We start from the raw sequence: 24,572 nt of genomic DNA, 5'->3' as shown, positions 1-24,572 counted from the left end.
CCGGGGGGCCGCTTCCGACTAGCGGGCTATCAGCCGAACAGGTTCGACAGGCGCGACTGGGTGTCGGTCAGCGACGACACGGGCAGCGCGGAGGTCGTGTCCAGGCCGGACAGGGCCGGGGTCTGGACGGGGAGCTGGTGCAGCGACGGCGCCTGGAACAGGTTGCCGGAGAAGGCACCGGCCAGGTTGTCGGTCGGCAGGTCGCTCAGGCCGGGGACGTCGGCGCGCGAGCGGCCCGCGGGGGTGACGTGCAGCGGCAGGTTGCCCGCGGTGGGCAGGCCGCCGCCGACGAGGTCACCGGCGAGGTCGGTGGGCAGGCCACCGGTCAGGCCGCCGCCGGTCAGGTTCCCGGTGGGGAGACCGCCGCCGGTCAGGTTCCCGGTGGGCAGGCCACCGCCGGTGAGGCTGCTGGTCGGCAGGCCACCGCCGGTCAGGCTCCCGGTGGACAGGCCGCCGCCGAGCAGGCTGCCCAGCGGGTTGCCGGTGGCGGAGCGCTGCGTGGGCAGGCCGAACACGCCGCCGAAGGGCAGCTCCGTGACGCCCAGGCCACCGGCGGTGGGCAGGCGCAGCGGGGCGTCCTCGTCGGTCGTGTTCTCGCCGACCACCGCGGTGTTGGTGTGCGTGGCGGAGGTGAGCGCGTCCGCGGCCACCTCGACCGGCACGTCGTAGACCGGGGCGTTGCCGCGGACCGGCGAGGTGAGGTGGATGCCGTTCAGGCTGCCACCGCGACCGCTGGTGTCGGAGGTGCCACCGATCTGGCCGGAGGTGTTGTTGTCCGAGATGCCGAACGCGTCGCTGCCGACCGCGGACACGGCGTCGCCGTGCGGCTGCACGAAGGCACCGGCCGGGACGTCGGCCAGGGTGCCGGAGAGGAACCCGTGGTCGCCGTTGGTGGTGAGGTCGCCACCGGCGTTGGTCGCGCTGACCGAGCTGGAGTTCGCCTTGTTGTCGCCGCCGACACCGGCGACCGCGGCACCGAAGGCCTGCACGAGCGGGCCTGCCTGGGCACCGATGAGGTTGCCGGAGAGGTTGCCGTCCTTGCCGTTGGTGGTGGCCGACGAGCCGGCCGAGGTGGTGACGTCGTTGGTGGCGCCAGCCTCGTTGTCACCCGCGACGGCGACCGAGTCGCCGAAGGCCTGGGTGGCACCCGCGATGGGGGCGGTGATCAGGTTGCCGGACAGGTTGCCGTCCGAGCCGTCGGTGGTGGCGACGTCACCGGTGGTGGAGTTGGTGACGTTGCTGGCCTGCGCCTTGCCGTTGCCCAGCGCGCTGACCCCGGCGCCGAAGGCCTGGATCGGGTTGCTGATCGGGGCCTGCGCGATGTTGCCGGAGCCGGTGCCGCCGATGCCGGTGCTCTTCGACGGGCCGCCCGCGCTGATCTGGTTCTCCAGCGCGGTGTCCGAGGTGGTGTTGGCGACCGCGCCCGCGCTGTTGCCGAACACCTGCAGCGGGGTGGAGACCGGCGCGTTGACCAGGTTGGCCGCGAGCACCGCGTCGTCGTCGGCGGTGTTGGCGTCGCCGCCCGCGCTGGAGAACTTGGTCTCCGTGGCGTAGATGTCCTGGTCACCCAGGGCGCCGACGCCGTTGGCGATCAGCTCGGCCGGGGCGGTCACCGGGATCTGGCCCGAGTTGCCGCCGCCGACGGAGTCGTCACCGGCGGTACCGGCGTCGCCGCCCGCGCTGGTGGTGGTGATGTTCTCGCAGGCGATGTCGGAGTCGCCGACCACGACGCCGCCGTTGGCGCACGAGTCGATCGGGGCCGACACCGGGCCGTTGATCAGCGAGCCGCCGAGGACGCTGTCGTTGCCGCGGGTGATCGCGGTGCCGCCCGAGCTGGTGTCGATGACGTTGTTCTGGTCGGTCGACGCGTCGCCGATGACGCCACCGGCGTTGCCGATCACGCTGGTCGCCGCCGACACCGGGACGACGCCGATGGCGCCGCCGAGCACCGAGTCGGTGCCGTCGGTGCGGTTGCCGCCGCCCGCGCCGGTCACCAGGTCCGAGCTGCAGACCGCGTCGGACTGGCCGACCACGACCGCGGAGGTGCAGTCCGAGGTGACCGGGGAGGCGATGCCCGGCTGCAGGATGTTGCCGCCGCCGGTGGAGTCCGTGCCGTTGGTGTGCACGTAGACCGGGTTGCCCGCGAAGTCGGGGCTCTCCTGGCCCGCCTGCGCGGTGGTGGAGTTGATCGAGTCGGACTCCGCCTGGCCCAGCACGCCGAGGGCGGTGCCGGTGCCGCGCACCGGGGCGGCCAGCGGGACGAGCCCGCCGTTGCCGGACAGGGTGCTGTCGGTGCCGTCGGTGTAGACGACGCCGCCGACGAGGCTGTCGGAGGTGGTGGTCGACTCGGCGTCGGCGTTGCCGCCCGCGGCGATCGCGTTGCCGTTGAGCTGCACCGGGGTGGTGGCGTGGCTGCCGACGACGTTGCCGGAGATGGCCCCGTCGGCGCCGTTGGTGGTGTAGTCGCCGTCCACGGTGGAGCTCTGGGTGGCGGTGTTCTCGGTCTCGGCGTCACCGGCGACGCTGACCGCGTTGCCGGTCACCTGCACCGGCGCGGTGTAGTCGAGGCCGATGATGTTGCCCGCGATGGCGCGGTCCTCGCCGGTCGTGGTGACCGGGCGGGAGATCGAGGTCTCCTGGGTGGAGTCGTTGGTGACCGACGAGTCGCCGCCGAGGGCGATCGCGTTGCCGGACACGTCGACCGGGACGGCGACACCGCTGACGATCTTGTTGCCGCGCAGCGGGGCGTTCTGGTCGGTGGCCAGCCGCTGGGTCGCGGTCTCGGCCAGCGGGGTGACGAGCGAGCCGCCGGGCACCGCGGCGAGGACCTCGCGCGGGCTGGTGGAGATGGTGCGGTTGACCTCCGGCAGGTGCTTGTCGCCGAGGACCGTGCCGATGGAGTTGTTCTGCACGCGGCCGTCGACAACGATCTTCGCGTCCAGCGCCGACTGCGGCGTGTGGTCGGGGTTGATGTTGTCGTCCGCGGAGGCGATGCCGGTGCCCAGCATCAGCAAGCCACCGGTGACCAGCGCGGTCTGGAATCCGCGCTTAGCCCAGGTCTGCATCTGGTGTTTCTCCTTCATCTGGGGTGAGCAGGCACGGGTGACCGCGACGCGAGAGGCGTCGGAGGCGGGGTCACCCGCTATTTCGGGGGGTATGTCGCGGGCACTGGACCCGCAGGTGTGACGCGGCCTGGCACGGCGGACGTGGGCGCGTGACCGTGGGGAGCGGTGCTCCCGGCCGCGCCGTGGATCAGTCGGGCGTGACGCCGGGCTGCGCGTCGACGGTGGTGGCGGCCGCGACCGGAGCGGTGCGCGGCGCGCTGGCCGAGGTGTCGGCGGAGTCGGCCGGGGTGGTGACGACCAAGCCGTGCCCGAGCCCGTCCGCCGCGCCTGCGCCGGGGTTACCCGGGTTGGTCGGAGCGGGCATGCTCATCGGCGCCAACGGGGCTGGGCCGGTGGGCAGGGCGGGGGCGTGCTGGTCGACCCGCTCGTCGGCGGTCTCGGGGGAGCCGCGCTGGGACAGGCCGGAGCCGGCGGCGCGCTGTGCGCCCGGTTCGTGCCGGGTGGCGAGCGCGCCGGGCTGTGCCTCGGCGGTCGCGGCCGGGGTGGCCTGCGTGACGACGGGGGATCCGAGGACCGGGGCGGACCCGGTCGGCTCGGGTGCGGGGGCCACCTCGGTGCCTGCGGCCGAGCCGCGCGTGGGCAGCTCGATCCGGGGGGCGCTGAGGTGGGTGGGCAACTGCTTGGCCAGGTCGCGGCCGAACTCCTCGACCGCGTGGGTCGCCTCGTGGCTGACCCGGGTGACCCGGCTGGCGTCGACCGGATCGCCGACGAGCGCGCCGACCTGGTCGGCGAGTTCGATCAGGCCCGCCTTGGCTGGGCCGTCGAGCGCGGGGACGACGTCGACCACCGACCGCAGGTCGTGCTGCAGGTCGGTCGCCACGTCGGCCCCGGCGGTCGCGGTGGAGATGGCCCAGGCCGCCGCGGTCGAGGCGAGGGTGCCGCCCAGGACGAACAGCGTGCGGGAGACGGCGCGCCGCACTGCGGTCGCCGTCCTCACCTGCTGGTCCTCGCGGTAGCCACTCATACCTGTCCGGGGTCGCCTTCTGATCCGGGGAGCACGGCTGGGGCGCCGTGCACCGGGAACACTGGCAGGGACACGCATCGTTATGCACGCGTGACTCAGGATGCCCACCGGATCGTGTGACGAACACAGCGTGTTTCCACAGATCACGCTGAGCTACTACGGCAGGTGATCGCGAGAATCGGTCGCACCTGTCCACAGCTGTGGATCAGCCGCGCTTGAGCACCCGGGTCGCGCCGGTGGCCGCCGTGGTCGCCAGGATCCAGCCCACGGCGATCAACACCCCCGAGATCCACTGGGACGCGCCGACCATCCGCCACTTGTTGTCCTGGCCCAGGTCGATGATCGGGAGCAGCAGGTCGGTGGCCAGCAGCGGCGGGTTCCACACCGGGTTCACGTCGTTGTCGAGCTTCTCCATGACGTGGTCGCTGAACCACAGCATCCCGAGCAGCCAGAACAGCGCGAGCCACACCATCGCGAGCCAGGGCCGGTAGCCGTATCCGACGGTGATGTCCTGTAGCCGCCCCCAGAGCCGACCGGCCAGGTGCAGTTCGGCGTAGCGGCGGCGCTGACGTTCGAGGTGGATCTGCTGGGCGAGTTCCTCCTCGCCGCCCTCGGAGTAGACAGCGGCAAGTCGCTCGTAGGGGCCAGGGGCGAAGTCAGGCTGAACCTTGCGCAGCCACTGCAACCGCGTCTTGACCGGAACATCGGGGATGGCGGTAAGAGCAGTGAAGGTGAAGTCCTCTATCTCCACTCCACCCGTGGCCGCCCACAGCCCAGGTCCATCGATGACGGACACGACCGTCGCGCGCGTAAGGATCACCGTGCCCTGCGGGGGACGCCGTTCGGGGAAGACGAGCACGAGCTCTTGCGCGGACAAGCCGTAGGCGGACAGCGCCTTGTCAGTAAGAAGATGTCCGGGGCGAGTGCGTCCCCCGAGTCGGGCGCCCGCGAAGGTCGCCATCTTGCCCACCTCGACCAGCCGGACCCGCACACCGCCGATCGCGCGGAAGCCGTGACTACAGAGAAGGTCCTTGCCAACGGTCGCGACGCGCGCGTCCAGCGACGGTTTAAGCGAGCCGTCCGGACGTAAGCGGGGCTTGGTGAGCTGCGCGCCCGAGCAGTCGAGGCTGGAACCGATGTGCGCGTTCTGCAGCCGGATGGACCCGCTGGCGCGGACCTTGCGTAAGAACAAGGTGCCGCCCACACGCAGCCGGTCGGCGAAGAGGACGTCGATGGCCGGACCGCGTAACCGGGCGCGGGACAGGCTCGCGCTGCCGTGCACGTAGGCGTCGACGAGTCGAACCTGCCCGTAGGCGCGCAGCGCGGTCCCCGGGTTGCCATCGGAGTCGACCTTGCCGCCGACCGCGCCGCGGGCCTCGACGTCGCCGCGCACCTCGATGCCGTCCGCGACGAGGGCGATCGGCACCCTGGTCACCGCCCGCCGCTCGGCGAAGGCCTTCGCCAGCTCGTCCACCGCGGCCCGGTGCCCGATGGTCGCGCCGGAGAGGAGGAGGTGCCCGCCGATCTGGGCGCTGCGCAGTCCCACGGTGCCGCTGGCGGTGAACCCCTCGTCGAGCTTCACGTCCCCGTCGACCCGCAGCCGGTCGGCGTCGAGGATGTAGTGGTCGTCGACCGTGCCTCTAGGCAGCACCCGGACATGTCCGTCGCCACCGCCACCGTCGTGCAGCTGCGCACCAGAGAACACAGCATCACCGCCGATGCGCGCGCCAGACAGGATTACCGTGCCCGACGCGTCGAACTGCCCGCCGCCCACATCGCAGAACAGGTCTCCAGCGACTACGAGCCCCGTTGCCTCCAACGCCGTGCCGGACGGGTGGGACAACCTCGCGCCGGTTAGGCGAACGCTCCCGCCGATGTTCGCCCCGCGCAGTCGCAGCTCGCCGAACACCCGCAACGCCACCGCGTGGACCGACCCGGAGACGCGCAGCCGGGCACCCAGCAGTGCGGCGGCACCGGTGTTGCGCAGCACCGCGCCCGCCAGGCGCAGCGTCCCCTCGACCGTCGCGTCGGTCAGGTCGAGCACGCCGGAGCAGGTGAAGCCCGCCTCCAGCAGCAGGTCGCTGCCGACCCGGAGGTTGCGCGCGTACAACCCGGGCAGCCTGCACCCGCGCAGGCTCAACGCGACCAGCCGGGCCATCCGCAGCACCGGGGCGTGCTCGAACTCGCACCGCTGCAACGTGATGACCGACCCGACCGCGCGTCCCTCGATGTCGAACCGGCCGGTGACCGCGGCGTTGTCCAGCCGCATCGCGGGCATCGCGCCGACGCCGAGCGGGTAGGCGCCGACCAGCAGCGCGGCCAGCACCTCACCGCGCACCGCCCGGTCGTCCCGGCCTGCGAGGTCGAGCCGCGAACCCGAGTCGAAAGCCTCTCTGACCGCCTGCTCGGTGTCGGTAAGATCCTCCAGCGGCACGTAGGCGGTCACGGACCCCATCACATCAGACAACTTGTTCCCCGAGGACCCGTTCAACCGATTACGGTGATCGGCGATGACCAGAAACCGCGTCGCGGGTCTCAAGCACCGCGCCACGCTCCCCAGTTCCGACGTCACCACGCTCGTGCCCAAGGGCCTGCGGGTCAGCGCCGCGCTGTCCTGGCGGTTCCTGGTGATCATCGGCGCGCTGTACGTCATCATCTGGCTGCTCGGCTACTTCGCCCACGTCGTCATCCCGGTCGCGATCGCCTTACTGCTGGCGGCGCTGATGGCCCCCGGCGTCGGCAAGCTGGTCGAGTGGCGGGTCCCGAGGTCGCTGGCCACCGCGATCGTGCTCGTCGGCGGTCTCGCCGTGGTCGGTGGCGTGCTCACCTTCGTGATCACCGAGTTCACCAACGGCCTGCCGCAGCTGCAGAGCCAGGTCAACGACTCGCTGGACACGATCCAGAAGTGGCTGTCCAACGGCCCGCTGCACCTGCGCCAGGACCAGATCAAGTCCTTCCTGCAGAACGCCATCGACACCATCAAGGCCAACCAGTCGGCGATCACCTCCGGCGCGATCACCACCGCCGCCACCATCGGCGAGGTGCTGACCGGGCTGCTGCTGACCCTGTTCATCCTCATCTTCTTCCTGTTCGACGGCGGCGGGATCTGGCGGTTCGTGGTGCGCGGCGTGCCGGGCATCGTGCGCGACCGGGTCGACGTCGCGGGCAAGCGCGGCTTCTCGTCGCTGGTCAGCTACGTGCGGGCGACCGCGGCGGTGGCGGTCTTCGACGCGGTCGGCATCGGCATCGGCCTGTGGATCGTCGGTGTGCCGCTGTTCGTGCCGCTGGCCGCGCTGGTCTTCCTCACCGCGTTCATCCCGATCATCGGCGCCCTCATCGCAGGCACCGTCGCGGTGCTGATCGCGCTGGTCGCCAACGGGTTCATCTCGTCGCTGGTCGTGCTCGCGATCGTCATCGGGATCATGCAGATCGAGAGCCACGTGCTGCAGCCCTGGCTGCTCGGCCGCGCGGTGAAGCTGCACCCCCTCGCGGTCGTGCTCGCCATCGGCGTCGGCCTCATCGCCGCGGGCATCGCGGGCGCGCTGCTGTCGGTGCCGCTGCTCGCCGTGCTCAACGCGGGCGTCCGGTCGCTGATCAACGAGGGCGAGACCGATCCGGACGAGGTGGACGTGCTCGACGACGCCGCGTCCCAACCCAACGTGGTCGAGGACGACGAGGAAGCCGAGTCGGACGCGGACGAGGAATCCGCGAGACCGTGAGCTCGCCCCGCGCCGTGCGCAAGGACGCGCTCAAGCCGCTCTGGCGCGCCGCCGCACTGCTGCGGGTGATCACCTGGCTGTTCGCGGCAGGCGTCGTGCTCGCCCACGCGGGGGAGTACGCCAGCACCGTCCTGGCCTGGGTGACGATCGGCGCGATGGCCTGCTGGACGGTGGCCACCTCGGTCTACTACCTGCGGCGCAGCAAGGTCGCGCTCTGGTTCACCCTGCTCGACCTCGGCGTCTGCTGCGGCGTGATGTGCGTGTCGCGGCTGGTGCTCACCCACGACCAGCTGACCGTCCAGGTGGTGCCGCTGGTGCCGACCGTGTGGGTGACGGCTGTGGTCGCGGTGGGCGCGGTCCGCTCCGGCATGATCGGCGGCACGGTGTTCGGCACGGTCATCGCCGCGTTCAACTACGGCGTGCGCGGCTACTTCGACACCGACCTGACCAGGGACTTCGTGCTGCTGGTCGGGGTCGGGTTCGTGGTGGGGCTGGCCTCGACGACGTCCAAGCAGTCGGCGGAGCGGCTGGCGATGGCGATGCGCGCCGAGGCGGCCACCGCCGAGCGGGAGCGGCTGGCGCGGACCATCCACGACAGCGTCCTGCAGGTGCTGGCCCGAGTGCGCAAGCGCGGCCGGGAGCTGGGTGGCGAGGCCGCGGAACTGGCCGAGTTGGCGGGTACGCAGGAGGTAGCGCTACGCGCGCTGGTCGCCGCCGCGCCGCTGGAGTCGACCGCGAACGGTCAGGCCGACCTACGACCGAGGATCCAGGTTCTGGCGACTGACCGGTACCAGGTAGCCGTACCTGCGACGCCAGTCCTTGTCCCGGAGTGCGCCGCGGCGGAGCTGGCCTACCTGGTGCGTGAGGCGCTGGAGAACGTGGACCGGCACGCGGGCGACGACGCTAGAGCGTGGGTCTTGGTGGAGGACCTCGGTGACGAGGTAGTGGTGAGCGTGCGCGACGACGGGGTGGGAATCGCCGCAGGCAGACTCGACGACGCCGAAGCGCAGGGCAGGCTTGGCGTGGCCCGTTCGATCCGGGGGCGGGTCGCGGAGCTGGGCGGTACCGCGACCTTGGAGACCGGGCCCGGCCTGGGCACCGAGTGGGAGGTCCGGGTCCCGATGCGGGGGAGGAACTGTGGCTGAGCGCGCGATCTCGGTGATGGTCGTCGACGACCACCCGATCTGGCGGGACGGGGTGGCGCGGGACCTGTCCGAGCGCGGCTTCGAGGTGCGGGCGACCGCAGGGGACGCGCCGTCCGCGGTCCGGATCGCCCGGGTGGTGCGGCCGGACGTGGTGCTGATGGACCTCAACCTGGGCGCGGGCTCCGGGGTCGACGCCACCCGCGAGATCACCGCCGAGTTGGCCGAAACCAAGGTTCTAGTGCTGTCCGCCAGCGGAGAACACAGTGACGTGCTGGAAGCAGTCAAGGCTGGCGCATCCGGTTACCTGGTCAAGTCCGCGTCGGCGGAAGAGCTGGTGGACGCAGTTGGCCGTACCGCTGTCGGTGACGCTGTCTTCACCGCGGGCCTCGCCGGGCTGGTGCTCGGGGAGTACCGCCGGATGGCAGCCGCCCCGCAGGAGACCTCCGCGCCCCGGCTGACCGACCGCGAGACCGACGTCCTGCGGCTCGTCGCCAAGGGGCTGACCGCCAGGCAGATCGCCGACCGGCTCGTCCTCTCGCACCGCACCGTCGAGAACCACGTGCAGTCCACGCTGCGCAAACTCCAGCTGCACAACCGCGTCGAACTGGCCAGGTACGCCATCGAGCACGGGCTCGACGGCGACCCGCCGCAGTAGTCTGGACCGGTGAGCACCGAATCCCTCCCCGCCCCGATCAACCCGCGGGACCTGCGGGTCTCCGACGCCGAACGGGAGCACGTCGTCGGCATCCTGCAGAAGGCCATCGGCCACGGGATGCTCACCCTCGACGAGTTCACCGCCCGCACCGACATCGCCCTGGCCGCCAAGACCAGGGCCGACCTCAACACCGTGCTGGTCGACCTGCCCGGCGTGGTCAACCGCGAGCCGGGCAGCCCCACCTCGATCCCGCCGCAGGAGTTCCGCGCCAGGATGTCGAGCATCAAGCGCGAGGGCGCCTGGCACGTGCCGCGCGAGATGGTCGTGCACAACTGGATGGGCTCCAGCGAGTTCGACTTCACCGAGGCGGTCATCCAGCACCCCGAGGTCACGATCAAGCTCGACGTGACCGGCGGGTCGGTCGAGCTGCTGCTGCCCGCGAACTCCGGCTGCGTCGCCGACGACGTCGAGGTGATCGCGGGCAAGGTCGAGAACAAGGTCGGCGCCTCGCAGGGCGGGCCGGTGTTCGTGCTGACCGGGCGGCTCAAGGCCGGGTCGGTGAAGATCAGGCGACCCAGCTACACCCGCATCGGGTCGCTGACCATCCGCAAGCCGTGGAGGATCAGCTGGGACACCTGAGGCCGCCCACGCGCGCCGACTGTGCAGGTGCGCTGACGTAGCAGTGCGGAAAGTCCCGATGGACCGCACCGAGGCGTCGGCGCGAGACTCCCGCGCGGGGGGTGTCCCACCCGCCGCAGGGAGGACGACGTGAAGGCTCTGGTCAAACCAGCCCCCGGTCCCGGGCTGGAACTGCTCGACGTACCCGACCCGACCCCGGGTCCCGGTGACGTCGTGCTGCGGGTGCTGCGCACCGGCATCTGCGGGACCGACCTGCACATCGACGCCTGGGACGACTGGGCGGCGAACACCGTCAAGGCGCCGCTGGTGCTCGGGCACGAGTTCGTCGGCGAGGTCGTCGAGGTCGGCGCCGCGGTCACCAAGGTCTCGGTCGGCGACCTGGTCAGCGGCGAGGGGCACCTGGTCTGCGGCCGCTGCCGCAACTGCCGGGCCGGTCGCAGGCACCTGTGCGCGAACACCGTCGGCCTCGGCGTGCACACGATCGGGGCGTTCGCCGAGTACGCGGTGCTGCCCGAGGGCAACGCCTGGGTGCACCGCCACCAGGTCGACCTGGACGTCGCGGCGATCTTCGACCCGTTCGGCAACGCGGTGCACACGGCGCTGCAGTTCCCGGTCCTCGGCGAGGACGTGCTGATCACCGGCGCTGGCCCGATCGGGCTGATGGCCGTCGCGGTCGCCAAGCACGCGGGCGCCAGGCACGTGGTCGTCACCGACGTGAGCGAGCCGCGGCTGGAACTGGCCCGCAAGATCGGCGCCACGGTCGCCCTCGACGTCAGCGCCAACCGGATCGCGGCCGTCTACGACGAGCTGACCATGACCGAGGGCTTCGACGTCGGCATGGAGATGTCCGGCCAGCCCTCCGCGCTGCGCGAGATGATCTCGAACATGACCCACGGCGGCCGGATCGCCATGCTGGGCCTGCCCGCGCGCGAGATCGCCGTGGACTTCAGCGCCGTGGTGCTCAAGATGATCACCATCAAGGGCGTCTACGGCCGGGAGATGTTCGAGACCTGGTACGCCATGTCGGTGCTGCTGCAGGCCGGGCTGGACCTCTCGCCGGTGATCACCCACCGGTTCCACCACACCGACCACGCCGAGGCGTTCGCCACCGCACGGGGTGGCGACTGCGGCAAGGTCATCCTCGACTGGGAGAGCTGATGTACGGCGCGATGCGCGAAGACCTGCTCGGGACCATCGACGAGATCCGCGCGGGCGGGCTCTACAAGTCCGAGCGGGTCATCACCTCGCCGCAGCAGGCCGCGGTCCGGGTCGGCGGGTCGGCGGCGGTGCTCAACTTCTGCGCGAACAACTACCTCGGCCTCGCCGACCACCCCGCGCTGGTCGCCGCGGCCAAGCAGGCGCTCGACGAGTGGGGCTTCGGGATGGCCTCGGTGCGGTTCATCTGCGGCACGCAGGCACCGCACAAGGAGTTGGAGGCGCGGATCTCCCGGTTCCTCGGCACCGAGGACACCATCCTCTACAGCTCCTGCTTCGACGCCAACGGCGGCCTGTTCGAGACCCTGCTGACCGACCGGGACGTGGTGATCTCCGACGAGCTCAACCACGCGTCGATCATCGACGGCATCCGGCTGTGCAAGGCGGGCCGCAAGCGGTACCGCAACCGGGACATGGCCGACCTGGAGAGGCAGCTGCAGGACTCCGCCGACGCCCGCTACCGCCTGATCGCCACCGACGGCGTGTTCTCGATGGACGGCTACCTGGCCCCCTTGGACGAGATCTGCGACCTCGCCGAGCGGTACGACGCCCTGGTCATGGTCGACGACTCCCACGCCGTCGGCTTCATGGGCGCCACCGGCCGCGGCACCCCGGAGCACTTCGGCGTCGGCCACCGCGTCGACATCTACACCGGCACCCTGGGCAAGGCCCTCGGCGGCGCCAGCGGCGGCTACACCTCCGGCCGCGCCGAGATCGTCGAACTCCTGCGCCAGCGCTCCCGCCCGTACCTGTTCTCCAACTCCCTCGCCCCGTCGATCACCGGCGCCGCCCTGGCCGCGCTCGACCTGCTGGACTCCTCGGCCGACCTGCTGGTCCGGCTGCGCGAGAACAGCGCGCTGTTCCGCTCCCGGATGACCGAGGCGGGCTTCGACCTCCTCGACGGCGAACACGCCATCATCCCCGTCATGATCGGCGACGCCGCCGAAGCCGCCCGCATGGCCGACCTCCTCCTCGACCAGGGCATCTACGTCATCGGCTTCTCCTACCCCGTCGTCCCCCACGGCAAGGCCCGCATCCGCACCCAGATGTCCGCCGCCCACTCCCTCGAAGACGTCAACCGCGCCGTCGACGCCTTCATCGCCGCCCGGGACAAGATGGCCTGAGCGCGCTGTCTGATGTGGTCGGTCACCTGAGGCACTATGTGCAGGTGATCGACCCTCGACGGCTGCGGGTTCTGCGGGCTCTTGCTGACCACGGCACTGTGACGGCGGCTGCGCAGGCTTTGTACCTGAGCCCGTCTGCGGTGTCGCAGCAGTTGGCGTCGTTGGAGTCTGAGGTCGGGCAGGAGCTGCTGCAGCGCAAGGGCAGGCGGGTGTGGTTGACGTCTGCGGGGGAGTTGTTGGTCGAGCACGCGGACGCGGTGTTGGCCGAGTTGGACCGGGCGGAGGCGCGGCTGGCGGCGTTCGGGGCCGGTGAGCTGGGGCAGGTGACCATCGCGGCGTTCGCGTCGGCGATCACCAACGTGGTGGCACCGGCGATCGCGGCGCTGCGGGGGTCGGCGCCGGGGGTGACCGTGCTGGTGCGCGACGCCGAGGGGCAGGAGAGCCTGCCGATGCTGCTCGACGGCGAGATCGACATCGCCATCACCATGCACACCGGCCACACCCCGACCGAGCACCGCATCGTGTGGGACGTCCTGTACTCCGAGCCGTTCGACGCGGTCCTGCCGCCCGGCCACCCGCTGCTGGACCGGTCCGAGGTGGCCATCGCGGACCTGACCGCCGAGGACTGGGTGGTCCCGCTGCCCGGCAACCCGTGCCGCGACGTCCTGCTCGCCGCCTGCGCCGCCGCCGGGTTCACGCCCAGGGTGACCCACACGTCCGACGACTTCACCGCCCAGGCCGCCCTGGTCGCGGCGGGCGTCGGCGTGGCGCTGATCCCCCGCACCGCGCTGCGCGCCATCTCCGGCTGCCGCGGCATCCCGGTGACCCCGGACCCGCCCCACCGCCGCGTGGTCACCGCGACCCGCCGCGGCCGCGAGACGCACCCGCTGCTGCTCGTCGTGCGCAAGGCGCTGTCCGAGATCTCGATCTAGCGGGCCGGTCTGGATGCGACACCGGCGTCGGTCGCTCGGGGGGCTACGCGACCGACGCCGGTGACACGCCCGGCTCTCACCGGGGACCTACGCACCCCGCTCATGGGGTACGTCACAACTGACGCACAGTGTGGCACTCCGGATCCGCTTGGCTACCTGATCGTTCACACTTGCGCACGTTCGCTAATGGCAATGGCCGCTGACTAGGGTGTATGCCGTGGGTGGCACTCTTGTGGTAGTGGGCTCGGCGAACGCGGATCTGGTGGTCGCGGTGGCCCGTCGGCCCGCGGCGGGGGAGACGGTGCTCGGGGGTGACACCCGGGTCGTGCCGGGCGGGAAGGGCGCGAACACGGCCGTCGCGGCGGCTCGGCTCGGGGCCGCGGTTCGCTTCGTCGGGGCGGTCGGGCGGGACGCGTACGGGGACCTGCTGCTCGGCTCGCTGACCGGGGCCGGGGTCGACGTGAGCGCGGTGCGGCGGGTGGAGCGGCCGACCGGGGTCGCGGCCATCGCGGTGACGCCGGACGGGGAGAACTCGATCATCGTGTCGCCCGGGGCGAATGGCGCGCTGCTGCCGGAGGACGTGCGGCTGGACGGGGCGCGGGTGGTCGTCGCCTCGCTTGAGGTGCCGGTACCGGTGGTGGAGCACGCTGTCTTGGCGGCGGAGCGGGCGGGGATAAGAGCGGTGGTGAACCTGTCGCCGGTGGCTGTGTTGTCGCCGGACGTCTTCGCTGTGCTGGATCCGTTGGTGGTCAACGAGCACGAGGCCGCCGGATTGGGGAACCTCTTGGCGCTAGGGGTCCGTTCTGCCGTGGTCACGCGAGGTGCGCTTGGCGCGGATGTCGTCACCGCCGAAGGCATCACTACCGTGCCCGCACCCAAGGTCGACGTCGTCGACACAACCGGCGCGGGCGACGCGTTCACCGGCGCACTGGCGGTAGGCCTAGCGAACGGGGAACGCCTGGTGGACGCGGTGCGGATGGCGGTGAAGGTCGCGTCGTTGTCGGTAACCCTGCCTGGCGCGCAGCCCTCTTATCCCACGCAGGCGCGGATGAACAGGTCAGCCAACTCCCGGCCGTAGTCCTCCGAATCGGCCCCATCGATACCGCTGGCGATGGTCCTGGCCATGACCCGGACGTCGAACTCGGCGAAGACGCCCTCCCGCTGGCCTTGCGTCAACTGCCGGGCGAGCCTGCCGACGCGGAAGTCCGCCAGCACGGGCGCGAGGTCGGGCAGGTTCTGCGCGATCTCCCGGATGACCTTGACCTGGGCGGGGTGCGTGCGCAGCAGGTCGACCTGGGCCTCGATGTAGCCGCGCAGCATCCCGACCCGGTCGGTGACGCCGTCAAGCCGGGCGGTCATCCGCTCGTCGACGGTGCCGATCGCGGCGATCAGGACGGCCATCATCAGGTCGTTCTTGTCCCGGAAGTGGTACGAGATGAGCCGCGTGCTGCTGAGCCCGGCGTGCTCGACGATCCGGGCGTACGAGGCCCGCTGGTACCCCGCCGCGGCGATGACCTCGGTCGCCGCCTCGGTGATCTGCTTGCGGCGCGCCGCCTCGGTCACTGTTACCTGCATGAGTAAAGAATAACACGGCCGAGTAAATCGGGGTTCGGCGAAGATGGGCGGCATGGACCTGCCCGACGTCTCCCTGCCCGACCGCGGCGTGCCGCGCGCCGAGCTGTTCGCCGACCTGCGCACCCGCAAGACCGCCGACGCCGACTGGCGCGGCGGCCGCACGTGGAGCCTGGTGTACCCGGCGGGCGAGGACGTCGACGCGGTGCTGAAGGAGGCCAACAACCTCTACCTGTACGAGAACGCGCTCAACCCGTTCCGCTTCCCGTCCCTGGCGGACATGGAGCGCGAGGTCGTCGCCATGACCGCGGGCCTGCTCAGCGCCCCGGCGGGCGCGTCCGGCTCGATGACCTCGGGCGGCACCGAGTCGATCATGCAGGCGATCCGGGTGGCGCGGGACCGGGCGAAGGCCGAGCGCGGCGTCACCGACCCGACGCTGGTCGTACCCCGCTCGGCGCACCCGGCCTTCGCCAAGGGCGCCAAGTACTTCGGCCTAGAGCTGGTCCACATCCCGCTAGCCGACGACCTGCGCGCGGACGTCAACGCGGCCGCGGAACTCATCGACGACCGCACGGCTCTAGTCGCGGGCTCAGCCCCTAACTACCCGCACGGCGTGGTGGACCCGATCCCCGAACTGGCCGCTTTGGCTGCCGCACGCGACATCCCGTTCCACACCGACGCGTGCGTGGGCGGCTTCCTACTGCCGTTCATGCAAGACGCGCCCCCGTTCGACTTCCGCGTCCCCGGCGTCACCACCATGTCCGCCGACATGCACAAGTACGGCTACGCCACCAAGGGCGCGTCAGTCCTCTTGCACCGCAACGGCGACCACGTCCTCCAGTACCAAGCCTTCCTCTACCAAGACTGGCCCGGCGGCCTCTATGGCTCCCTAGCCCTAGCAGGCGCCCGCCCCGCCGCCCCCATCGCCGCCGCGTGGTCCGTCATGCGCTATCTCGGCACCGACGGCTACACCCGCCTGGTCAACCGGATCCTCGCCACCGCCACCAAGATCCGCGCAGAACTCACCGACCTCGACCTCACCACCCTCGGCAACCCCGTCGCCTCGGTCATCGCCTTCACCGCCCCCGAGATCATGCCCATCGGCGACCGCCTCGACGACCTCGGCTGGCACCTGGACCGCCAGAACCACCCCGACGCCCTGCACCTGATGATCTCCCCAGAACACGACCGCGTGATCGACACCTTCCTCGCCGACCTCCGCACCGCCACAGCGAATCCCGGCACCTCCCGGGGCACCGAGGCCCGCTACAGCTAGCCGCGTTCCTGCTAGACGCGTTCGAGTTCGCGGTCGTCTTCGGGGGATTCGATCTCGGAGAGGCCTGCGCGTTCCTGGAGGCGGCGCAGGGGGCCGGGGGCCCACCAGGCGGCGTCGCCGAAGAGGCGGAGGATGGCGGGGACGAGGAGCATGCGGACGATGGTGGCGTCGAGGAAGAGGGCGACGATCATGCCGAGGCCGATGAAGCGCATGCTCTGCAGGGAGGACATGCCGAAGGCGCCGGTGACGACGCCGAGGAGCAGGGCGGCGGCGGTGATCATGCGGCCGGTGCGGACCAGGCCGGTCCTGATGGCGTCCGGGGTGGACAGGCCGGAGTGGCGGGCCTCGACCATGCGGGCCAGCAGGAAGGTCTCGTAGTCGGTGGAGAGGCCGAAGACGACGGCGCCGATCAGGACCATCATCCCGGCCTGGGCGGGTTGCGGGGTCACGTCGAGCAGCCCGGCGCCGTGACCCTCCTGGAACACGAAGACCAGCACGCCGAAGGTGGCCGACAGGCTCAGCGCGCTCATCACCACGGCCTTCACCGGCAGCAGCACCGACCCGAACGCCAGGAACATCAGCACCAGGGTGGCCAGCACCAGGATCCCGACCATCCACGGCACCCGGTCGACGATGCCGCTCACCGAGTCCGCCACCAGCGCCGGGTAGCCACCGACCAGCACCTGGGCCGACGACGGCAGGGCGCGCAGCCCGTCGATGGCCGCGCGGGCCTCCGGCGAGGACGACTCGCCCGACAGCGGCGCGGTCAGCAGGACGACGTTGTCGCGGGCGCCGCTGGGGGCGACGTCGGCGACGCCGGGGACCTGCTTGGCGGCGGTGACGAACGAGCCGATCGCGGCGTCGTCCGGGGTGCCGGGGAAGCGCAGGACGATCTTGGCGGTGTCGTTGCCCGCGGCGGGGAAGTTGTCGGCGATGGCCTCGGCGGTGGCGCGGTGCGGGTCGCCCGGGGGGAGTTGGCGTTCGTCGGCGCCGCCGAAGCGGGCGTGGCCGAAGGGCAGGGCGAGCAGTACGAGGACCGCGACGATGGGGATGACGAACAGCAGCGGGCGGCGCATGACGGCGTCGGCGACGCGGCCGAGGAAGCGCGGTTCGGTGCGGTCGGCGCGGCGCCAGGGCAGCGACAGCTTGTCCACCCGGTGCCCGAGGATGCCCAGCAGCGCGGGCAGCAGGGTCAGCGAGACGACCGCCGCGATGGCGACCGCGGACATGCCGCCGTAGGCCATCGACTTGAGGAAGTCCATCGGGAACACCAGCAGCCCGGCGAGGGCGATCACCAGCAGCGTCGCGGAGAACGCCACGGTCCGACCGGCCGTGGCGACCGTCCGCCGGACCGCCTCGGCCGGGGTGCGGCCCCCGGCGAGCTCCTCGCGGAACCGGCCGACGGTGAACAGGCCGTAGTCGATCGCCATGCCGAGCCCGAGCAGGGTGGCGACGTTGACCGCGAACGTGTTGACCTCCAGCCCCAGGCTCAGCAGCCGCAGCACGCCGAGCGAGCCGAGGATGGCCATGGCGCCGACGAGCACCGGCAGCGACGCGGCGACCAGGCTGCCGAAGATCAGCACCAGCAGGATCAGCGTGACCGGCAGCGAGATGGCCTCGGCGACCGCGAGGTCGGCGTTGGACCGCTCGGTCATCGCCTGCTCGGTCGGCACCTTCCCGCCGACCTGCGTCTGCACCCCGGACACCGGCAGCGCGTCCTCGATCGCGGCGAACGAGTCCTGCCTGGCGTCGAAGGTGTCGCCCGCCAGGGTGATCGTGGCCATCGCCAGTGTCTTGTCCGCGTTCGCGAGCGCGGGCACCTTGGCCGACCAGTAGTCGACCCGGGCGGCCACGGCGGACGACGGCAGCGCGTCGAGCGCGGAGGTGACCTTGTCGGCCACGGCCGGGTCGTCCACGTTCGGGGCGCGGTAGAGGACGACGACGTCGGCGGGCTTCTGGCCCAGCTCGTCCTCGATGATCTGGTTGACCTGCGACGACTCGCTGGCCGGGTCCTCGTAGCCGCCCTGGGTCAGCTTGTCGAAGACGCCCAGTCCCCACAGGCCGCCACCGAGGGTGACGACCAGGGTGGTCACCAGCACGACCCAGCGCCTACGGTGGATCACCGATCCCCATGATGCGAACATTGGGTGCTTCCTCCGCTATCGCCGGATCAACGCACCGGCGGTCCAGCGACCACCGGGAGGCCGGTTAACACCGTTCACTCGTTCGTGGACACTACGGTGTAGTTAACGGCGTTCACAAGAGCACGGGGTAGGCACATGACGCAGGCCACACGCCGCGAGCGCGATCGGGCGGCCACCGATCGGGAGATCCGCCAGCAGGCGCGGTCGCTCCTCGTCGACGACGGCCCCGCCGCGGTCACTTTGCGCGCCATCGCCAGGGAACTCGGCATCACCGCCCCCGCGCTCTACCGGTACTACAGCTCCCGCGAGGACCTCATCGAGCACCTGCGCGCCGACGTGTGCGCCGACCTCGCCGCCGAGCTGGCAGGCGGCCTGTCCGCGCTGGCCGAGACCGACCACGTCGGCCAGGTCCTCACCGTCTGCCGCGGCTTCCGCCGCTGGGCGCTGGCCCACCCGCAGGAGTTCACCCTGGTGTTCGCCTCGCCGTCGCCGCCGGGCGTGCACTGCCCGGTCAGCGCGCAGGAGCAGGTCAGGGACTCGTTCGGCCGGATCTTCCTGACCGTGGCAGGCCGGGTGCTGGCCAACGGCCTGCCCATCACCCGGCCCGACCACGACGTGCCGGAGGTCCTCGTCGCCGACCTGACCCACTTCCGCGACGAGCTGCTGCTCACCATCACCGAGTCCGGCGTCGACCTGGGTGCCGACCAGCTCGGGGTCGGCACCGCCTACGTCATGCTGCAGTTCTGGGTGCGGCTCTACGGCCAGGTCGCGCTGGAGGTGTTCGGCCAGTTCCCGTTCCCGGTGTCGGACGCGGAGCCCCTGTTCGAGTCCATGCTGACCGACCTCGTGCGCGACGTGGGGCTCTAGACCTCAGAGCCGGACGGCCAGCGCCACGACCTGGGTCACCTGGGTGGCGCTGAAGTTGTCATCGCTGATCAGCAGCAGCGACCGCTCACCGGTGCGCAGCCGCGGCCCCCAGCTGATCCCCTCGATGTTGTCCACGGTCGAGAGCCCGAGGTCGGACAGGTCGACCAGCAGCCGCTTGCGGACCGGCTTCACCCCGGCCGGGTCGGCCAGGTCGCGGTTGGCCACGTTGGTGGCGCCCGAGGTGTCGACCTCGAACACCCGCACCTTGTTGCCCACGCCGGTCACGAACGAGCGCTCCACGACCAGGAACCGGGTCGGGTCGATCGGGTCGACGGCCAGGATCGCGGTGACGCCGGTGGAGGCGAACCCGGTCGAGGGGTTCGGCTTGGCGAACACCGGCTCCTGCGGGTACGCGTACTGCGCGAGCTGGCGACCCGCGCGGGTCTGCACGACGATCCGCGACAGCGACCCGTGCTCGGTGTTGGCCTCGGGGCCGTCCTGCAGCAGCGGGCCCTCGACGGCGGTGACGACCAGGCTGCCCGCGGCGGCGTAGGTCAGGCCCTCCAGGACCAGGTTCTGGCGCGGCCCCCGGTCGGCGGTGATCTTCAGGTTCGCGGGCAGCGGCAGCTCGCGGGCGAACGAGCCGTCGCGCTCGGCCGAGCGGACCGAAGGGTCGATCAGCAGGTTCGGGCGGCGCTCGCCCTCCTGGCTCCAGGTGTAGTCGCCGGTCCACGGGTCGACCCGGATGTCCTCTGGGTCCACGGTGGTGCCGTCGCCGGTGGACAGCGGCGGGTAGGTCTTGCCGTCCGGGCGCAGCAGCGCGTGGGTGCCGGTCAGCTCGACCGGGCCGACACCGGTGGCGGTGACGTCGATGCGGGCGGTGTAGAACCGGGCGGGCTGCCGGTCGGACCGGTCGTCGCTGATCAGGACGTACCCGCCGGTGCGCGGGTCGCGGTCGATGCCGGAGAGGCCACCGACGGTGGTGCCCTGGAAGACCAGCGCGTTGGGGACCGTCCGCTCACCGATCAGGCGGACCTTGTGCTGCGGGTGGGCGGCCGCGGGGGCGGCGAACACCCCGACCGCGACGACGGCGACTGCTGCTGCTCTGGCGACTCTGGCGGCGTTCGACATGACGGGAAGCACACCGCACCAGGGTGTCCGCCGAGTGGCCTGGCGACGACCTCTTACCATCTGGACGTGAACCTCGTGCCGATCGCGCCCCTGGTGGCCGGCCTCCCGCTCCTCGTCATCGGCGTACTCGGCCTCACCGAACGCCTCCCGCGCAACCGCTTCGGCGGCGTCCGCACCCCGGCGGCCCTGCGCAGCCCCGAGGCCTTCCGCACGGCGAACAAGGTCGCGGGCCTGCCCACCCTGGTCGCGGGCCTGGTCGGTGTCGTCGGTGCCGCGGCGGCCTTCGCCCTGACCAGCACCGCCGCGGTCCTGACGATCTCGGTCATCGCCGTCATCGGCCTGGTCGTGATCACCCTCGCCGCGGGCGTGCTGGGCAACCGCGCCGCCGAGGCCGTCCCCGAGCCGAAGCCCGCCCTCCCGGCAGGCTGCGCGGGCTGCCAGTGCGGCACCTGCGACGTGCTCACCCGCTCCTAGTTCTCCCGCACGTCACCCGGGTGGGTGGCCAGCAGCGCCAGGGGCATGCCCTGGCGGCGCAGGACCCGGCCCCAGAGGTCCTGGTCGGCGGGGGCGACGACGTCGGTGGGCAGGGCGGGGACGACTATCCAGTCGCCCCGGTCTATCTCGCCCGCCAGTTGGCCGACGTCCCAGCCGGAGTAGCCGGCGAAGACGCGCAGGCCGCGGAACTTGGGAGCCAGGGCGTCCGGGTCGGCGTCGAGGTCGACCAGCGCCACGGGCCCGCGCACGCCGATCAACCCGCGGACGCCGTCGACCGCCACCCCCGTGCGCATGGCGGCCAGGCACAGCGCGGTCTTCTGCTCCACGGGACCACCGACGAAAACGGCACCGGGTTGGGTGACGTGCGGGCCCCAGTTCGGCAGGACGTCGTCGACCGGGACTTCACTCGGTCGGTTGAGGACAACGCCCAACGTCCCCTCGCCGCGGTGATCGATCACGTAGACCACCGTGCGGCGGAAGTTGCTGTCGAGCAGGCTGGGCGCCGCTACCAGCAGCGTCCCCGGTTCGACGTCGACATCGGACGGCACGACGACATGATCCCATCCGGACGGGGATCGCCGGGACCGGAGTTGGGAACCGCCGAAACCCCGATGGGGATGACACAACACCATCGGGGGCTACCCGGCCCGGCCGGGAACATCGGCGCGCCCCCGCGCGTTGGACACTGCGGTCGGCGCCTTCGTGTCCCCCGGGCTCAACTAGAACCGCCTTCGTGGAATACCGCTCGGCTGGAGCCACGTCGCGCAACTCGCCGTGAGGCGACCGGGTGTCGGCCAGGATGGGCGGCCCTTTCGGGGGCCGCCCATCCCTATAGGCTCAGCCGTCGTGAGCACGGCCAGGACCGGATCCGACCACGAGTCCCACCACGCGCGGGTCGGAGCCCGGGCGCTGCTGGCCCTCGGTGGTTTCCGCAGGCTGCTGTTCACCCGGTTCTCCGCCCAGTGGGGTGATGGCCTGTTCCAGGCCGGGCTCGCGGGCGCGGTCCTGTTCAACCCGGAGCGCGAGGCCGACCCGCTGGCGATCGCCGCCGGGTTCACCGCGCTGCTGCTGCCGTACTCGGTCATCGGGCCGTTCGCCGGTGCCCTGCTGGACCGGTGGGACCGGCGCCGGGTGCTGGTCGTGGCGAACGTCCTGCGCGGCGCGCTGATCATCGCCTCAGCCGTGACGGTGGCCGCCGGCGCGAACGGGGCGACGTTGTTCACCCTCGCCCTGGTCGTCATCGGCGTCAGCAGGTTCATCAATTCGGGGCTTTCCGCCTCGCTCCCACATGTCGTCCCGGTCCGGAACCTGGTCGAGGCGAACGCCTTGGCCACCACCCTCGGCGCTGTCATCGCGGTCTTGGGCGCAGGCTGCGCGGTAGGCCTAAGGGCGATCTTCGGCGACCACAACGTCGGGTCCGGTATCACCACCGCCGTCGCGTGCGTCGGTTCCGCCGGCTCAGCCTGGTTCGCGATCCGGTTCCACCGGGGAGCGCTCGGCCCCGACGAGGTCGACGAGCCGACCCAGACCGTGGTCGCCGTCGCGCGCGGCCTGTTCGACGGCGGCCGGGCCGCGATCAAGACCCCGACCGTGCTCGCCGCGTTCGTCGCGCTGCTGGCGCACCGGATGGCCTTCGGGGTGGCGCTGCTGCTGACCGTGCTGCTCATCCGGTTCCGCTTCGACGCCGGACTCGGCGGGCTCGGCCAGGTCGCGGGCCTGTTCGGCGCGGGCATCCTGGTCGCGGGCCTGGTCACCGCCCGGATCGTGGCCGCCATCGGCAGGCGCCGGGCCATGGCGGGTGGGCTGCTGCTCGGCGCGGTCGCGGTGGTCGGGTTCGGCCTGCCGCTGACGATGCCGACCACGCTGGCCGCGGCGCTGGTGATCTCCTTCGCCGGGCAGGTGGTGAAGCTGTGCACCGACGCCGCGGTGCAGCGCGACATCGGTGACGAACTGCGCGGCCGGGTCTTCGCCCTCTACGACACCCTGTTCAACGTCGCCCAGGTCGTCGCGATCGCGCTTGCCGCGCTGGTCGTCGCCCCGGACGGCGCGTCACCGCTGCTCGTCCTCGGCGCCGGTGCCTGCTACCTCGTCGGCGTCGGCGGTTTCGCCCTGGTCAGCCGCGGCCACGCCTAGTCCCTGCGCGCGCGCCCAGGACAGCAGGGCGGCCACCGCGTCGTCGTAGTCCAGCGGGCCCTGGTCGAGCCGCAGCTCCTTGAGGAACGACCAGGCCTTGCCGACCAGCGGGCCGGGCGGGATGTCGAGCAGCCGCATGATCTCGTTGCCGTCGAGGTCGGGCCGCACCCGGGCCAGGTCCTCGTCGGCGGCGATCCTGGCGATCCGCTCCTCGAGCCCGTCGTAGGTGCGCTGCAGCGCACTCGCCTTGCGCCGATTGCGGGTGGTGCAGTCCGCGCGGACCAGCTTGTGCAGCCGGGAGAGCAGGTCGTCGGCGTCGGTGACGTAGCGGCGGACGGCGGAGTCGGTCCACTCGCCCTTGCCGTACCCGTGGAAGCGCAGGTGCAGGAACACCAGCCGGGCGACGTCCTCGACGACCTCCTTGGAGTACCGCAGCGCCCGCAAGCGCTTTCGGACCAGCTTGGCGCCGACGACCTCGTGGTGGTGGAAGCTCACGCCGCCGCCGGGGACGTGCCGCCGGGTGTCCGGCTTGCCGATGTCGTGCAGCAGCGCCGCCAACCGCAGCACCAGGTCCGGCTCGCCGGTCTCCAGCGCCACGGCCTGGTCGAGCACCACGAGCGAGTGCTCGTAGACGTCCTTGTGCTGGTGGTGCTCGTCGATCTCCAGCCGCATCGCCGGGAGCTCCGGCAGCACGTGCGCGGCGAGCCCGCTGTCGACCAGCAGCTCGACCCCGACCCGGGGGTGCGCGCCGCAGAGCAGCTTCGACAGCTCGGCCTGCACCCGCTCCGGGGTGATCCGGGTGATCTCCCCGGCCATGTCGTGCAGCGCGTCGAGCACCCTGGGCGCGCAGGTGAAGCCGAGCTGGCTGACGAAGCGGGCCGCGCGCAGCATCCGCAGCGGGTCGTCGGCGAAGGACTCCTGCGGGGTCGCCGGGGTGTCGAGCACCCGCTTGGCCAGCGCGTCGAGCCCGTCGTGCGGGTCGATGAACTGCCTGGTGGACAGGTCGATGGCCATCGCGTTGACGGTGAAGTCGCGGCGCACCAGGTCGGCCTCGATCGAGTCGCCGAAGCGGACCTCGGGGTTGCGGCTGACCCGGTCGTAGGCGTCCGAGCGGAACGTGGTGATCTCGCACTGGGTGCCGCTCTTGGCCGCGCCCACGGTGCCGAAGGCGATGCCGGTGTCCCAGACCGCGTCCGCCCAGCCGGTGACGATCTTCATGATCGCCCGCGGCCTGGCGTCGGTGGTGAAGTCGAGGTCGTTGCCGAGCCTGCCCAGCATCGCGTCGCGGACGCTGCCACCGACCAGGTAGAGGCTGTGGCCCGCGGCGGCGAACCGGGTGGCCAGGTCGTCGGCGACCGGCGACACCCGCAGGAGTTCGACGACGGCGTTGCGGGCGGCGTTGGTGGTGGCGGACGTTCGGGACACGGTGGACGAGC

General features: G+C 71.6%; 20 protein-coding genes. 12 read left to right on the top strand and 8 right to left on the bottom strand.

What is annotated here, in order from left to right:
- Window positions 1–29 precede the first annotated feature (29 nt).
- From BMY07_RS31820 to BMY07_RS31810, 3 genes are all read right to left on the bottom strand, one after another.
- Complete coding sequence (locus BMY07_RS31820) at window positions 30–3,065, bottom strand: beta strand repeat-containing protein (protein ID WP_092786750.1); 3,036 nt, start codon at window positions 3,063–3,065, stop codon at window positions 30–32.
- Window positions 3,066–3,252: 187 nt separating this feature from the next.
- Window positions 3,253–4,062, bottom strand: coding sequence for a hypothetical protein (locus BMY07_RS31815; protein ID WP_143073739.1), 810 nt, complete (start codon window positions 4,060–4,062; stop codon window positions 3,253–3,255).
- A gap of 232 nt (window positions 4,063–4,294) precedes the next feature.
- Complete coding sequence (locus tag BMY07_RS31810) at window positions 4,295–6,544, bottom strand: translocation/assembly module TamB domain-containing protein (RefSeq protein WP_092786746.1); 2,250 nt, start codon at window positions 6,542–6,544, stop codon at window positions 4,295–4,297.
- 55 nt (window positions 6,545–6,599) lie between these two features.
- Between BMY07_RS31810 and BMY07_RS31805 the strand changes: the two genes are divergently transcribed.
- The 8 genes from BMY07_RS31805 (at window position 6,600) to BMY07_RS31770 (ending at window position 14,596) form a co-directional block, all read left to right on the top strand.
- Window positions 6,600–7,808, top strand: coding sequence for an AI-2E family transporter (locus tag BMY07_RS31805; RefSeq protein ID WP_092786744.1), 1,209 nt, complete (start codon window positions 6,600–6,602; stop codon window positions 7,806–7,808).
- On the top strand, window positions 7,805–8,953 hold the full coding sequence (gene macS, locus BMY07_RS31800; RefSeq protein WP_092786742.1) for a MacS family sensor histidine kinase: 1,149 nt from the start codon (window positions 7,805–7,807) through the stop codon (window positions 8,951–8,953). The genes BMY07_RS31805 and macS overlap by 4 nt, the downstream gene beginning before the upstream one ends.
- A 16-nt stretch (window positions 8,954–8,969) precedes the next feature.
- Window positions 8,970–9,608 carry a response regulator gene (locus tag BMY07_RS31795; protein ID WP_092786786.1) on the top strand — a complete coding sequence of 213 codons (639 nt, stop codon included), beginning with the start codon at window positions 8,970–8,972 and terminating at the stop codon, window positions 9,606–9,608.
- A 9-nt stretch (window positions 9,609–9,617) separates the two neighbouring features.
- Entirely contained in the window at window positions 9,618–10,247 is a 630-nt protein-coding gene (locus tag BMY07_RS31790) for a DUF1707 SHOCT-like domain-containing protein (protein ID WP_092786740.1), read from the top strand.
- A 129-nt stretch (window positions 10,248–10,376) separates the two neighbouring features.
- Complete coding sequence (tdh, locus tag BMY07_RS31785; RefSeq protein WP_092786738.1) at window positions 10,377–11,405, top strand: L-threonine 3-dehydrogenase; 1,029 nt, start codon at window positions 10,377–10,379, stop codon at window positions 11,403–11,405.
- A complete protein-coding gene (locus BMY07_RS31780) occupies window positions 11,405–12,586 on the top strand; it encodes a glycine C-acetyltransferase (protein ID WP_092786736.1) in 1,182 nt (393 codons plus the stop codon). The genes tdh and BMY07_RS31780 overlap by 1 nt, the downstream gene beginning before the upstream one ends.
- Window positions 12,587–12,630: 44 nt before the next feature.
- Window positions 12,631–13,518 (top strand): LysR family transcriptional regulator, encoded by an 888-nt coding sequence (locus BMY07_RS31775; RefSeq protein WP_092786784.1) that lies wholly within the window; start codon window positions 12,631–12,633, stop codon window positions 13,516–13,518.
- Between the two features lie 217 nt (window positions 13,519–13,735).
- Complete coding sequence (locus BMY07_RS31770; protein WP_092786734.1) at window positions 13,736–14,596, top strand: ribokinase; 861 nt, start codon at window positions 13,736–13,738, stop codon at window positions 14,594–14,596.
- On the opposite strand, the gene BMY07_RS31765 is transcribed toward BMY07_RS31770, so the two are convergent.
- Complete coding sequence (locus tag BMY07_RS31765) at window positions 14,548–15,093, bottom strand: TetR/AcrR family transcriptional regulator (RefSeq protein ID WP_092786732.1); 546 nt, start codon at window positions 15,091–15,093, stop codon at window positions 14,548–14,550. The two genes, BMY07_RS31770 and BMY07_RS31765, sit on opposite strands and share 49 nt — an antisense overlap.
- Window positions 15,094–15,145: 52 nt before the next feature.
- Here BMY07_RS31765 and BMY07_RS31760 point away from each other — a divergent pair, with 52 nt between their 5' ends.
- A complete protein-coding gene (locus tag BMY07_RS31760; RefSeq protein ID WP_177215915.1) occupies window positions 15,146–16,366 on the top strand; it encodes a pyridoxal phosphate-dependent decarboxylase family protein in 1,221 nt (406 codons plus the stop codon).
- A gap of 11 nt (window positions 16,367–16,377) precedes the next feature.
- Here the strand turns inward: BMY07_RS31760 and BMY07_RS31755 are convergent, their stop codons facing one another.
- On the bottom strand, window positions 16,378–18,489 hold the full coding sequence (locus BMY07_RS31755) for an MMPL family transporter (RefSeq protein ID WP_245782772.1): 2,112 nt from the start codon (window positions 18,487–18,489) through the stop codon (window positions 16,378–16,380).
- 156 nt (window positions 18,490–18,645) lie between these two features.
- Between BMY07_RS31755 and BMY07_RS31750 the strand changes: the two genes are divergently transcribed.
- The gene (locus BMY07_RS31750) at window positions 18,646–19,377 is read left to right on the top strand and encodes a TetR/AcrR family transcriptional regulator (RefSeq protein ID WP_092786726.1); all 732 of its coding nucleotides are present in this window, start codon (window positions 18,646–18,648) and stop codon (window positions 19,375–19,377) included.
- A 3-nt stretch (window positions 19,378–19,380) separates the two neighbouring features.
- On the opposite strand, the gene BMY07_RS31745 is transcribed toward BMY07_RS31750, so the two are convergent.
- Complete coding sequence (locus BMY07_RS31745; RefSeq protein ID WP_092786724.1) at window positions 19,381–20,508, bottom strand: esterase-like activity of phytase family protein; 1,128 nt, start codon at window positions 20,506–20,508, stop codon at window positions 19,381–19,383.
- A gap of 66 nt (window positions 20,509–20,574) precedes the next feature.
- Between BMY07_RS31745 and BMY07_RS31740 the strand changes: the two genes are divergently transcribed.
- Window positions 20,575–20,982: an SdpI family protein gene (locus BMY07_RS31740; protein WP_092786722.1), complete on the top strand. Its 408-nt coding sequence runs from the start codon at window positions 20,575–20,577 to the stop codon at window positions 20,980–20,982.
- On the opposite strand, the gene BMY07_RS31735 is transcribed toward BMY07_RS31740, so the two are convergent.
- Window positions 20,979–21,551: a YqgE/AlgH family protein gene (locus tag BMY07_RS31735; protein ID WP_092786720.1), complete on the bottom strand. Its 573-nt coding sequence runs from the start codon at window positions 21,549–21,551 to the stop codon at window positions 20,979–20,981. The two genes, BMY07_RS31740 and BMY07_RS31735, sit on opposite strands and share 4 nt — an antisense overlap.
- 298 nt (window positions 21,552–21,849) lie before the next feature.
- On the opposite strand from BMY07_RS31735, the gene BMY07_RS31730 reads away from it, so the two are divergent.
- Entirely contained in the window at window positions 21,850–23,136 is a 1,287-nt protein-coding gene (locus tag BMY07_RS31730) for an MFS transporter (RefSeq protein WP_092786718.1), read from the top strand.
- On the opposite strand, the gene BMY07_RS31725 is transcribed toward BMY07_RS31730, so the two are convergent.
- Window positions 23,053–24,561: a CCA tRNA nucleotidyltransferase gene (locus tag BMY07_RS31725; RefSeq protein WP_092786715.1), complete on the bottom strand. Its 1,509-nt coding sequence runs from the start codon at window positions 24,559–24,561 to the stop codon at window positions 23,053–23,055. The genes BMY07_RS31730 and BMY07_RS31725 overlap by 84 nt on opposite strands.
- Between the last annotated feature and the right edge of the window lie 11 nt (window positions 24,562–24,572).

Source organism: Actinokineospora terrae (assembly GCF_900111175.1).
In the GTDB taxonomy this organism is placed as follows: Bacteria; Actinomycetota; Actinomycetes; order Mycobacteriales; family Pseudonocardiaceae; genus Actinokineospora; species Actinokineospora terrae.
The sequence above is the reverse complement of the archived record's forward strand: the minus strand, read 5'-3'. Positions and strand labels throughout refer to the sequence as shown.